Below are 12,210 nucleotides of genomic sequence, written 5' to 3' on the forward strand. Positions count from 1 at the left end.
TTGGCCGGCCTGTGATCAAGCTACATGTGGATAAGTGGACGGCTCGCCGCTACAATGGCGGCTGTTTTTGCCTCACCGGCTTTCAACTTAGGGGATATCCGTGTCAGTGGAACTTTGGCAGCAGTGCGTGGAGCTTTTGCGCGATGAGCTGCCTGCCCAGCAATTCAACACCTGGATCCGTCCGCTACAGGTCGAAGCCGAAGGCGACGAGTTGCGTGTCTACGCACCCAATCGTTTTGTTCTCGATTGGGTCAATGAGAAGTACCTGAGCCGCGTTCTCGAATTGCTCGATGAACATGGCAACGGCCTCGCGCCCGTGCTCTCCTTATTAATAGGCAGCAAACGCAGCTCTGCACCCCGTGCTGCGCCGAATGCGCCATTGGCCGCTGCGGCGTCGCAAGCCCAGGCAGCCGCCACACCGGCTGCCAGTGCGCCTGCTCCTGCACCGGCGTCATCCAAATCGTCTGCGAGAAAAAGCGCGCCAGAAAATGAAGAGCCGTCCCGCGACAGCTTTGACCCGATGGCAGGCGCCGCGTCCCAGCAAGCCCCGGTCCGTGCCGAACAGCGCACTGTCCAGGTCGAAGGCGCGCTCAAGCACACCAGCTACCTGAATCGTACGTTTACCTTCGAGAATTTCGTCGAAGGTAAATCCAACCAGTTGGCTCGCGCAGCCGCCTGGCAGGTCGCCGATAATCCCAAGCATGGTTACAACCCGCTCTTCCTTTATGGTGGCGTTGGCTTGGGTAAAACCCACTTGATGCACGCTGTGGGTAACCACCTATTAAAGAAGAATCCGAATGCCAAGGTCGTATACCTGCACTCGGAGCGCTTCGTGGCTGACATGGTCAAGGCCTTGCAGCTCAACGCGATCAACGAGTTCAAGCGGTTCTACCGCTCGGTTGATGCGTTGCTGATCGATGACATTCAATTCTTTGCCCGCAAAGAGCGTTCCCAGGAAGAGTTTTTCCATACCTTCAACGCCCTGCTCGAAGGTGGCCAGCAGGTCATCTTGACCAGCGACCGTTATCCGAAGGAAATCGAAGGCCTGGAAGAACGTCTGAAGTCGCGCTTCGGCTGGGGCCTGACCGTTGCGGTAGAGCCGCCGGAGCTGGAAACCCGCGTCGCGATCCTGATGAAAAAGGCCGATCAGGCCAAAGTCGACCTGCCACACGATGCCGCCTTCTTTATCGCCCAACGTATCCGCTCCAACGTGCGTGAGCTCGAAGGTGCACTCAAGCGGGTCATCGCGCACTCACACTTCATGGGCCGCGACATCACCATCGAGCTGATTCGCGAATCCCTCAAAGACTTGTTGGCGCTGCAGGACAAACTGGTGAGTGTGGATAACATTCAGCGCACCGTGGCCGAGTACTACAAGATCAAGATTTCCGACCTGTTGTCCAAGCGCCGTTCGCGCTCGGTGGCACGTCCCCGTCAGGTGGCGATGGCCCTCTCCAAGGAGTTGACCAACCACAGCCTGCCGGAAATCGGAGATGTGTTTGGTGGACGCGACCACACCACGGTCTTGCACGCGTGCCGCAAGATCAACGAACTTAAGGAATCCGACGCGGATATTCGCGAGGACTACAAGAACCTGCTGCGTACACTGACCACTTGATGACACCAGCGCAGCTTATTAAGGCAAGGGACTAGACCATGCATTTCACCATTCAACGCGAAGCCCTGTTGAAACCCCTGCAACTGGTCGCAGGCGTCGTCGAGCGCCGACAGACCTTGCCGGTGCTCTCTAACGTATTGCTGGTCGTCGAAGGCCAGCAATTGTCCCTGACCGGTACCGACTTGGAAGTCGAGCTGGTTGGTCGCGTGCAGCTGGAAGAGCCCGCCGAGCCTGGCGAGATCACCGTGCCTGCGCGCAAGCTGATGGACATTTGCAAAAGCCTGCCGAACGATGCGCTGATCGACATCAAGGTTGATGAGGCGAAGTTGGTCGTCAAGGCCGGCCGCAGCCGCTTCACCCTGTCCACGTTGCCAGCCAATGATTTCCCGACGGTTGAAGAAGGCCCGGGTTCGCTGACCTGCAGCCTGGATCAGAGCAAGCTGCGTCGCTTGATCGAGCGCACCAGCTTCGCCATGGCCCAGCAGGACGTACGCTACTACCTCAACGGCATGCTGCTGGAAGTGTCGGAAGGCATCATCCGCGCCGTGGCCACCGACGGTCACCGTCTGGCGATGTGTTCGATGCGTGCCGATATCGGCCAACCGGATCGTCACCAGGTGATCGTGCCGCGCAAAGGTATCCTTGAGCTGGCGCGTCTGCTTACCGAGCCGGAAGGCAACGTTAGTATCGTGCTGGGGCAGCACCATATCCGCGCCACCACCGGCGAATTCACTTTCACTTCCAAGCTGGTTGACGGCAAGTTCCCGGATTACGAGCGCGTGTTGCCTAAAGGTGGCGACAAGCTGGTGCTGGGCGATCGCCAAGCGCTGCGTGAAGCGTTCAGCCGTACCGCGATCCTGTCCAACGAGAAGTACCGTGGTATCCGTCTGCAACTGGCCAACGGTCAGCTGAAGATCCAGGCTAACAACCCGGAGCAGGAAGAAGCGGAAGAAGAAGTGGGCGTCGACTACAACGGCGGTTCGCTGGAAATCGGCTTCAACGTGAGCTATCTGCTGGACGTGCTGGGTGTAATGACCACCGAACAGGTTCGCCTGATCCTGTCGGACTCCAACAGCAGTGCCCTGGTGCAGGAATCCGACAACGACGACTCGGCTTACGTTGTCATGCCGATGCGCCTGTAACCATGCTCAGCAGAAGCTAGATGTCCCTCAGTCGCGTCTCGGTCACCGCGGTGCGCAATCTGCACCCGGTGACCTTCTCCCCCTCTCCCCGCATCAATATCCTCCACGGCGCCAACGGCAGTGGCAAAACCAGCGTGCTGGAAGCCATACATTTGTTGGGGCTTGCCCGTTCCTTTCGTAGTGCTCGCCTGCTACCGGTCATCCAGTACGAACAATTGGCGTGTACGGTGTTTGGCCAGGTCGAGCTGGCTGAAGGCGGGCACAGCAGCCTGGGGATATCCCGTGACCGCGGCGGGGAGTTTCAGATTCGCATTGACGGGCAAAACGCGCGCAGTGCTGCGCAGTTGGCGGAAATCCTGCCGCTGCAATTGATCAATCCCGACAGCTTTCGTCTGTTGGAAGGCGCACCGAAAATCCGCAGGCAATTCCTCGATTGGGGAGTGTTCCACGTGGAACCGCGGTTTATGGCCACTTGGCAGCGCCTGCAGAAGGCCCTGCGGCAGCGGAACTCATGGCTGCGGCATGGTACACTTGACGCCGCTTCGCAAGCGGCCTGGGACCGGGAACTGTGCCTGGCCAGCGACGAAATAGATGAATACCGCCGTGCCTACATCAAAGCCTTGAAACCAGTCTTTGAGCAGACCTTGAGTGAGCTGTTGGACCTCGAAGGACTGACGCTGAGCTACTACCGTGGTTGGGACAAAGAGCGTGACCTGAGTGCAGTGCTCGCGACGTCCCTGCAGCGGGATCAGCAAATTGGTCATACCCAGGCCGGACCACAACGGGCTGATTTGCGCCTTAGATTAGGCGCTCACAATGCTGCGGACATCTTGTCCCGTGGCCAGCAGAAGTTGGTGGTGTGCGCACTGCGGATTGCCCAGGGCCACTTGGTGAGCCAAGCCCGGCGCGGTCAGTGTATTTATCTGGTGGACGACTTGCCGTCGGAACTCGACGAGCAGCACCGCCACGCGCTTTGCCGCTTGTTGGAAGAATTACGCTGCCAGGTGTTTATCACTTGTGTAGACCACGAATTATTGAGGGAAGGCTGGCAGACGGAAACGCCAGTCGCTTTGTTCCACGTGGAACAAGGCCGTATCACCCAGACCCACGACCATCGGGAGTGAAGGCATGAGCGAAGAAAACACGTACGACTCGACCAGCATTAAAGTGCTGAAAGGTTTGGATGCCGTACGCAAACGTCCCGGTATGTACATTGGCGACACTGATGACGGTAGCGGTCTGCACCACATGGTGTTCGAGGTGGTCGACAACTCCATCGACGAAGCTTTGGCCGGTCACTGCGACGACATCAGCATCATCATCCACCCGGATGAGTCTATTACCGTGCGTGACAACGGTCGCGGTATTCCAGTAGACGTGCACAAAGAAGAAGGCGTCTCGGCGGCGGAGGTCATCATGACCGTGCTCCATGCCGGCGGTAAGTTCGACGACAACTCCTATAAGGTCTCCGGTGGTTTGCACGGTGTGGGCGTTTCGGTAGTGAACGCACTGTCCGAAGAGCTGATCCTGACCGTTCGCCGTAGCGGCAAGATCTGGGAACAGACCTACGTCCACGGCGTTCCACAAGAACCGATGAAAATCGTCGGCGACAGTGAAACCACCGGTACGCAGATCCACTTCAAGCCATCGGCTGAAACCTTCAAGAATATCCATTTCAGCTGGGACATCCTGGCCAAGCGTATTCGTGAACTGTCGTTCCTTAACTCCGGCGTGGGTATCGTCCTCAAGGACGAGCGCAGCGGCAAGGAAGAGCTGTTCAAGTACGAAGGCGGCTTGCGAGCGTTCGTTGAATACCTGAACACCAACAAGACTGCGGTCAACCAGGTGTTCCACTTCAACATCCAGCGTGAAGACGGCATCGGCGTGGAAATCGCCCTGCAGTGGAACGACAGCTTCAACGAGAACCTGTTGTGCTTCACCAACAACATTCCTCAGCGCGACGGCGGTACTCACCTGGTGGGTTTCCGTTCCGCACTGACGCGTAACCTGAACACCTACATCGAAGCCGAAGGTTTGGCCAAGAAGCATAAAGTCGCCACTACCGGTGACGATGCGCGCGAAGGCCTGACTGCGATTATCTCGGTGAAAGTACCGGATCCCAAGTTCAGCTCCCAGACCAAAGACAAGCTGGTGTCTTCCGAAGTGAAGACTGCCGTTGAACAGGAAATGGGCAAATACTTCTCCGACTTCCTGCTGGAGAACCCGAACGAAGCCAAGCTGGTCGTCGGCAAGATGATCGACGCTGCACGTGCCCGTGAAGCGGCGCGTAAAGCCCGTGAGATGACTCGCCGTAAAGGCGCGCTGGATATCGCTGGCCTGCCGGGCAAACTGGCTGACTGCCAGGAGAAGGACCCTGCCCTCTCCGAACTGTACCTGGTGGAAGGTGACTCTGCTGGCGGTTCCGCCAAGCAGGGTCGTAACCGTCGCACCCAGGCCATCCTGCCGTTGAAGGGTAAGATCCTCAACGTCGAGAAGGCACGCTTCGACAAGATGATTTCTTCCCAGGAAGTCGGCACTTTGATCACGGCGTTGGGCTGCGGTATCGGTCGTGACGAATACAACATCGACAAGCTGCGCTACCACAACATCATCATCATGACCGATGCTGACGTCGACGGTTCGCACATCCGTACCTTGCTGCTGACCTTCTTCTTCCGTCAGCTGCCGGAGTTGATCGAGCGTGGCTACATCTACATCGCGCAGCCGCCGTTGTACAAAGTCAAAAAAGGCAAGCAAGAGCAATACATCAAAGACGACGACGCCATGGAAGAGTACATGACGCAGTCGGCCCTGGAAGATGCCAGCCTGCACTTGAACGATGAAGCACCGGGTATCTCCGGTGAAGCGTTGGAGCGTCTGGTTAACGACTTCCGCATGGTGATGAAGACTCTTAAGCGTCTGTCGCGCCTGTACCCGCAGGAGTTGACCGAGCACTTTATCTACCTGCCAGCCGTAAGCCTGGAGCAACTGGGCGACCACGCGCACATGCAGGATTGGTTGGCCCAGTACGAAGTGCGTCTGCGTACCGTCGAGAAGTCCGGCCTGGTGTACAAAGCCAGCCTGCGCGAAGACCGTGAACGTAACGTATGGCTGCCAGAGGTCGAACTGATCTCCCACGGCCTGTCGAACTACGTCACCTTCAACCGCGACTTCTTCGGCAGCAATGACTACAAGACCGTGGTAACGCTGGGCGCGCAACTAAGCACCCTGTTGGACGACGGCGCTTATATTCAACGTGGCGAACGCAAGAAGCAGGTCAAGGAATTCAAGGAAGCCCTCGACTGGCTGATGGCTGAAAGCACCAAGCGCCACACCATCCAGCGCTACAAAGGTCTGGGCGAAATGAACCCGGATCAACTGTGGGAAACCACCATGGACCCGGCTCAGCGTCGCATGCTGCGCGTGACCATCGAAGATGCTATTGGCGCGGACCAGATCTTCAACACCCTGATGGGTGATGCGGTCGAGCCTCGTCGTGACTTTATCGAAAGCAATGCTTTGGCGGTGTCCAACCTGGACTTCTGATCCTGATAATCCGCTGAGTAAGAAAGGCCAACGCTATGCGTTGGCCTTTTTTATTGGATAAGTATCAGCTATTCCAAGAATGCTCCACGTGGAACATACGCGTTTTAGCCTTGTTGGGAAGGCGCTGTCACACTCTCCAGTCGGTAACCGTATCCATAGATCGTCAACAGCTGCCACCCCCTGTCCGCTGTCAGCCCCAGCTTGTTGCGCAACCGGTAGATGTGCGTATCGAGCGGCCGCGACGACACCATTTCTTCATGGGTCCAAAACCGCTCGTAGAGATATTCGCGAGACAGCGGTCGCGCCAGGTTTGCAAATAGGCAACTGGCCAGACGGTACTCGCGCTCGGTCAGGTTGATGGGTTTGCCTGCGCGGGTCACGGTCAACTCCGCATCATCAAAGGTCAGATCGTTGAAGCTTTGGACTTCATGAGTAGCCGACTTTTGCAGGCCGTGTCGACGCAGAACTGCCGTGACCCTCGCCTTCAGTTCATTGGGACGAAAGGGCTTGCTGACGTAATCATCGGCACCGCTGTTCAGCGCAGTGACGATGTCGCTCTCGGCGTCGCGGCTGGTGAGCATGATGACGGCAGGTGGTGACTCCATGTGTTCACGGGTCCAGCGCAACAACGCGATCCCGCTGATATCCGGCAGTTGCCAGTCGAGTATCAACAGGTCGAAGGTTTCCCGGCGCAGTTGGCGTAGCAGGTCTTCACCGCGTTCGAAACAGTGCAGGGTCCAGGGTTGTTCGGCGGTGCTGGGGATTTGTCGCAGTGTCTGTTCCACCCGTCGCAGTTCCGCGGGTTCGTCATCCAGTATTGCGACACGCATGGGTGGGTCCTTTCTTCTTGAAGAGTACGGCAGCCGTCAGCCGGGTTAGTGATGGCACGCACTGCGCAGATGCCGGTCTCGGAATCTGAAGAATTATGTTCAGTTCCGTCGACCCCTTGGATCTCTCGGTACGCTGGGATCAATGAGCGATTAACCCATTGAAAGTCCTTGATACCGATGTGGGAAAGATACCGGCTCCCGCCCATAAGGAAAAGGATCAGCCGACGCATGCGCTGCCGTACACTCCTGCGTGCTGCTGTCAGATGCCCTCTGGAACCCAACCTTGATGAGCTCCATGATCCTTTCTTCGAATCGCCTGTGCCGCGCCCTCCCCTCATTGTTGATCATTGCGGTCGGCTCTGCGGGTGCCGCTAACAACGCGCGCGCGCCGTACATCGATGATCACGTGCTGTGTCGCCCCCAGCCGTTACCGGCGGTGGTTCAGCATCTCACCGGGGAAGCCTGGAAAATTGATACCAAGGGCCAGGCGAGCCTTTTGCTGGAAGGCATGACCATTGATGAACAGGAAGGCGTGAAGACCTCGGCGTCGGCGTTCGTCAGCCTGTTGCTCGGTGACGGATCCCGCGTGGTGTTGCCCGCAAGTTCACAGGTTCGATTGCATCTGGAGCGCAAGCTGTCGATTCCCCAGGTTGTACTCGAACAAGGTCAGGCGGAAGCGTATGTGATCAAGCGTACCAGCGACCATGATCGTTTTCAGATCGTGACCCCCGTGGGAGTGTTGGGCGTACGCGGCACGCATTTCCGGGTGCGTAACGACGCAGAGCAATCGCTGCTCGAAGTGTTGGACGGGCAGGTTGCCGTCAGCCGCGAGGCAAAAAACCAGCCGATGGAACCGGAGGTAAAAATCGATGCCCGGCAAGGTCTGCTGTTCAAGAAGCAGGGAGACCTGAAACCGGTTGAGCTACTTGCTGCACCGAAGCTCGTGGGTCAGGACGGCCAGAAAGGCGATGCGCCGGTCTGGAGGCTGTACCTCCGGCCTTTGCCCGGAGCCCAGCGATACCGGGCACAGGTCGCTATCGACAAAGCCTTCATGGACATCAAGCAGGAAAACTTTTCCAGTGCGCCGAAAATGAGCTTCACTGGGCTCAAAGCCTCGTTCTACCACGTGCGCCTTTCGGCCTACGATGAAAACGGGCTGGAGGGAGAAACCGGGGTCTATGACATCTTTTACTACCCACCCACCACCCAGGCACATTGACCTATGAAGCTCTGGGGCAAGACCGAGAAACGCCAGCCCACCCATGCCCAGCGCCTGTTTCATGGCCTGGTGCGCGAGTGGTTGTGGATCGGGTTGCTGTTGCTGCCTGTTACCGTCTATCTGTCGTTGAGCCCAGGCCTGGCGTTGAATAATCCGCTGTACGATAGCCTGCGTCGCCTCACCCCGCTTCCTGTAGACCCGCGCATCCTGCTAGTGACCATCGATGACACCAGCCTGAAAAAGCTTGGCCAGTGGCCCTGGCCACGCAGCTTGCACGCCGACCTGATCGACCGCCTCAGCGCCGGGCAACCGGCGGGTATCCTCTTCGATGTGATCTTCAGTGAGCCCGGAGACCCCGCCAATGACAAGCGCCTGGCCGAAGCGGTATGCAATGCAGGCAATGTTTTGCTGCCGCTGGTACGTGAGGGCACAGCAAGTTATAGCCAGCCCGGTGGGCAGATGCTGGCGCTGCATAAATGTGCCAAGGGCGTGGGCCACATCAATGTCGAAGCGGACAGCGACGGCGTGGTTCGCAGCCTGTATCTGCGCGAAGGCCCTCCCGACACGACGGCACCGCAACTGGCCTGGCTGGCCTATGAGATGAGCGGCGAGCTATCGGACATGCCGGGCGAGCCGCAGCAGGCGACCGCACAACACTGGCACCGTGAACACGCCATCCGCATCCCGTTTATCGCACCCCATACCCATTTCCCCAGCGTGTCCTACGTCAGCGTATTGCGCGGTGAGGTTCCTCCCGAGCAACTCCGAGGCCGCCTGATCCTGGTGGGTTCGACGGCTTCCGGGATGGGTGACCGGTTCGTCACGCCCCTCTCCTCCACGGTCGGTACAACGGCAGGGGTGGAAATCCAGGCCAATGTGCTCAACGGCTTGCTGCAAGGTCGCAGCATTGTCGACCTGCCGGGCTGGCTCGCGGCGCTGATGGCGACCTCCCTGGTGGCTTTGTTGCTGGGCCTGCTGCTCTATCGCCCACGCTATGCGCTGTGGATGACCCTGGGCTGCATGATCGCTGCGTTGCTTGGCGCCTGGGCCTTGTTGCGCCTTGGCCACTGGTGGTCGCCTGCGGCCTGCCTGATCGGCTTGCTGCTCAGCTACTTGATCTGGAACTGGCGTCGCCTGAGTGTGATCCTCGCCTACTTCGGCTGGGAACTGGCGCGCCTGGATAACGAACCCAAAGTCCTGCCCGAACGCCGCCGTGCGCCCGCCAGCAAAGGCGACGTGCTGCAGGCGCGGATCTTTGCCCTGGAGCAGGCCGTAAGCCGCACGCGCGATACACGGCGCTTCATGGCGGATGGGCTGGAGTGCCTGCCGGTGGCTACGCTGATCACCGACCCCAAGGGCAACATCCTGCTGGCCAACCGCATCGCCCGCGAAGTGTTCGGCAATGACCTGGTCACCGAAAACCTGCTGGAGCAATTGGCCGACCTGGGCTACCCGCCGCTGCACAATGGCGTGCGCCCCGCCCTCTCCGCGCTGGAGCTGGTCGAATTCCGCGACATCCACCAACGCAGCCTGCGCATGGAATTGGCGCCCTTGCTGCCGGCCGAAGGTGATGTCGCACTGGGCTGGCTGTTGAGCCTCACGGATTTGAGCAAGGAGCGCGAAGCGCAACAACACCGCGAAACCATGTTGCGCTTCCTTTCCCATGACCTGCGTGCGCCGCACTCGGCAATCCTCGCGCTGCTGGATGTGCATAACGGCGAGTCCCCGGTATTCGCCCAGATCGAACAGCAGGTTCGCCGTGCCTTGGGCCTCACTGAATCTTTCGTGCAACTGGCGAAAGCCGAAGCTGACGGTTACCAGTTCCAGCCGACGCTGTTTGCCATGTTGGTGATGGATGCCTTTGATCAGGTGGCGCTGATCGCCCAGCTCAAGGGGATCCACCTGGTTCATGACCTGGATGAGGCCGACGAGGGCATGGTCTCGGCTGACCAGTCACTGCTCACCCGTGCGTTGTTCAACGTGCTGGAGAATGCCGTCAAGTATTCACCCTCGGGCACCACTGTCAGGTTGAGGCACAGCAGTGCACAAGGTTGGTTGGAGTGCCGTATCAGTGACCAGGGGCCGGGGATTGCAGCCGAGGACTTGCCGGAGCTGTTCAGCCAATACCGGCGCTTTGAATCGGCACAGGGCAGCGAAGGATTGGGGTTGGGGTTGACCATGGTCAAGGCGGTAATCGAGCGCCACGGTGGACATATCCGTTGCGAAAGCGTGGTAGGCAAAGGCACCACGTTCAGCCTGCAACTACCCCTGCTGGAAGACTGAAAAAACGTACTTTTCTGCTGTGCATAAAAAACCGGTCGCAAGGACCGGTTTTTTTATGCGGAAAAAACTTATGCACCTTTTCCGCGATTTTATGAGCTTGGGAAATATGCAATAAAATCAGGCTTTTATGATTAAAAAAGCACAATTTGCCAACAAACCGTACACAGGTTATCCACAGATGCTCAGATCACCGGAGTGTCGACCACAACAGGCTCTGGCGGCAGCGAACCCATTGCCCGTTGCTGCGCTTCATTCCACGCCTGAGCGCGGTCATTCAGCGCTGCAATGGCACGTGGGCCTTCACCTTCTGCGTACATCGGTTCGCCAATCACCACGGTGATGGTGCCTTCGCGCTTGGCCCAGCCGGTCTTGGGCCAGAACTTGCCTGCGTTGTGGGCAATCGGCAGCACGGGCAGGTTGGCGTTGACCGCCAAAGCCGTACCCCCGCGTGAGAACTTGCCTACGGTGCCGTAGGGCACGCGAGTCCCTTCCGGGAAGATCAGTACCCAAACGTTATCCTTGAGCAGTTCATCGCCCTTCTTGGCCACGTGCTTGAGCGCTGCCTTGGGGTTGTCGCGGTCGATGGCGATCGGACGCAACATGGCCATGGCCCAACCGAAGAACGGCACATACAGCAACTCACGCTTGAGCACCTGGCTCAACGGCGAGAAGTACGCCGAGAGAAAGAACGTCTCCCAGGTGCTCTGGTGGTTCGACAGAATCACGCACGGCTGGTCCGGGACATTTTCAGCGCCCATGATCTCGAAGCGGATGTTCAGGAACACCTTGGTCAGCCACAACGCGCAGCGGCACCAGTAAACGTTGATGAAGCGATAGCGCGCCTTGAACGGCAAAAAGGGCGCAATAAAAAAGCTCAGGGTGCACCAGAGAAACGAACTGGTGCCCAGCAGCAGGTAAAAGAAGAAGGTTCTGATGGCCTGCAAAATCGACATGGCGGCATTTACCGTTGCGGGACAACGCCCGCCTGTTAAAAGCGCACTCCCGAACAGTCCTTGGTCAGGAAGTCGAGGGCGGCTAGTTGTTGATAAGTTCTGCGGCAACGGCCGCCAGATCGTCAAAAATCAAGGTGCCTACCGGCAGGTTTTTCGCCTGGGTCTTTTCGCCTTTCCCGGTCTTAACCAAAACTGGCTGAGAGTCGACGGCTTTGGCCGCCTCCAGGTCACCGAGGCTGTCCCCGACGAACCATAGCCCAGCCAAGGGCACCTTGTAATGTTCTGCAATGGTTTTCAGCATGCCAGGCTTGGGTTTGCGGCAATCGCAGCCCTCATCCGGCCCGTGGGGGCAGTACACCACCAGCCCCACCTCACCGCCCTGCTCGGCCACCAGTGCGCGCAGGCGTGCGTGCATGGCGTCCAGGGTGGCGATGTCGTAGTACCCGCGGGCGATGCCGGACTGGTTGGTGGCGATCGCCACCGTCCAGCCGGCTTTGCTCAACTGCGCGATGGCCTCGATGGAGCCGGGCAGTGGAATCCATTCCGCCACCGACTTGATGTAAGCGTCGGAGTCGTAATTGATCACCCCGTCCCGATCGAGAATCAGCAGTTTCAACAT

9 protein-coding genes are annotated in these 12,210 nt (G+C 58.5%); 6 read left to right on the plus strand and 3 right to left on the minus strand.

What is annotated here, in order from left to right:
• Positions 1–100: 100 nt before the first annotated feature.
• Genes dnaA through gyrB form a run of 4 tightly spaced genes read left to right on the plus strand, consistent with a single transcriptional unit; the run spans position 101 to position 6,306 of the window.
• Positions 101–1,618: a chromosomal replication initiator protein DnaA gene (gene dnaA, locus ACZ445_RS00005; RefSeq protein ID WP_058424367.1), complete on the plus strand. Its 1,518-nt coding sequence runs from the start codon at positions 101–103 to the stop codon at positions 1,616–1,618.
• 38 nt (positions 1,619–1,656) lie between these two features.
• Entirely contained in the window at positions 1,657–2,760 is a 1,104-nt protein-coding gene (gene dnaN / locus ACZ445_RS00010) for a DNA polymerase III subunit beta (RefSeq protein WP_058424368.1), read from the plus strand.
• 20 nt (positions 2,761–2,780) lie between these two features.
• Positions 2,781–3,884 (plus strand): DNA replication/repair protein RecF, encoded by a 1,104-nt coding sequence (recF, locus tag ACZ445_RS00015; protein WP_464704625.1) that lies wholly within the window; start codon positions 2,781–2,783, stop codon positions 3,882–3,884.
• A gap of 4 nt (positions 3,885–3,888) precedes the next feature.
• The gene (gene gyrB / locus ACZ445_RS00020) at positions 3,889–6,306 is read left to right on the plus strand and encodes a DNA topoisomerase (ATP-hydrolyzing) subunit B (RefSeq protein WP_025854386.1); all 2,418 of its coding nucleotides are present in this window, start codon (positions 3,889–3,891) and stop codon (positions 6,304–6,306) included.
• 104 nt (positions 6,307–6,410) lie between these two features.
• On the opposite strand, the gene ACZ445_RS00025 is transcribed toward gyrB, so the two are convergent.
• Positions 6,411–7,136 carry a response regulator transcription factor gene (locus ACZ445_RS00025; protein ID WP_058424370.1) on the minus strand — a complete coding sequence of 242 codons (726 nt, stop codon included), beginning with the start codon at positions 7,134–7,136 and terminating at the stop codon, positions 6,411–6,413.
• Positions 7,137–7,422: 286 nt separating this feature from the next.
• Here ACZ445_RS00025 and ACZ445_RS00030 point away from each other — a divergent pair, with 286 nt between their 5' ends.
• Entirely contained in the window at positions 7,423–8,355 is a 933-nt protein-coding gene (locus ACZ445_RS00030; RefSeq protein WP_179029052.1) for a FecR family protein, read from the plus strand.
• Between the two features lie 3 nt (positions 8,356–8,358).
• On the plus strand, positions 8,359–10,638 hold the full coding sequence (locus tag ACZ445_RS00035) for a CHASE2 domain-containing protein (protein WP_058424372.1): 2,280 nt from the start codon (positions 8,359–8,361) through the stop codon (positions 10,636–10,638).
• Between the two features lie 182 nt (positions 10,639–10,820).
• Here the strand turns inward: ACZ445_RS00035 and ACZ445_RS00040 are convergent, their stop codons facing one another.
• Positions 10,821–11,591 carry a lysophospholipid acyltransferase family protein gene (locus tag ACZ445_RS00040; protein WP_464707874.1) on the minus strand — a complete coding sequence of 257 codons (771 nt, stop codon included), beginning with the start codon at positions 11,589–11,591 and terminating at the stop codon, positions 10,821–10,823.
• A gap of 82 nt (positions 11,592–11,673) precedes the next feature.
• Positions 11,674–12,210 (minus strand): D-glycero-beta-D-manno-heptose 1,7-bisphosphate 7-phosphatase, encoded by a 537-nt coding sequence (gene gmhB, locus ACZ445_RS00045; protein ID WP_170856039.1) that lies wholly within the window; start codon positions 12,208–12,210, stop codon positions 11,674–11,676.

Source organism: Pseudomonas allii (assembly GCF_055380095.1).

What these genes read in the sequence shown, in the direction of transcription:
- dnaN (WP_058424368.1), top strand. Translation starts at nt 1,657, where the DNA reads ATGCATTTCACCATTCAACGCGAAGCCCTGTTGAAACCCCTGCAACTG.
- recF (WP_464704625.1), top strand. Translation starts at nt 2,781, where the DNA reads ATGTCCCTCAGTCGCGTCTCGGTCACCGCGGTGCGCAATCTGCACCCG.
- gyrB (WP_025854386.1), top strand. Translation starts at nt 3,889, where the DNA reads ATGAGCGAAGAAAACACGTACGACTCGACCAGCATTAAAGTGCTGAAA.
- ACZ445_RS00025 (WP_058424370.1), bottom strand. Translation starts at nt 7,136, where the DNA reads ATGCGTGTCGCAATACTGGATGACGAACCCGCGGAACTGCGACGGGTG.
- ACZ445_RS00030 (WP_179029052.1), top strand. Translation starts at nt 7,423, where the DNA reads ATGAGCTCCATGATCCTTTCTTCGAATCGCCTGTGCCGCGCCCTCCCC.
- ACZ445_RS00035 (WP_058424372.1), top strand. Translation starts at nt 8,359, where the DNA reads ATGAAGCTCTGGGGCAAGACCGAGAAACGCCAGCCCACCCATGCCCAG.
- ACZ445_RS00040 (WP_464707874.1), bottom strand. Translation starts at nt 11,591, where the DNA reads ATGTCGATTTTGCAGGCCATCAGAACCTTCTTCTTTTACCTGCTGCTG.
- gmhB (WP_170856039.1), bottom strand. Translation starts at nt 12,210, where the DNA reads ATGTTGAAACTGCTGATTCTCGATCGGGACGGGGTGATCAATTACGAC.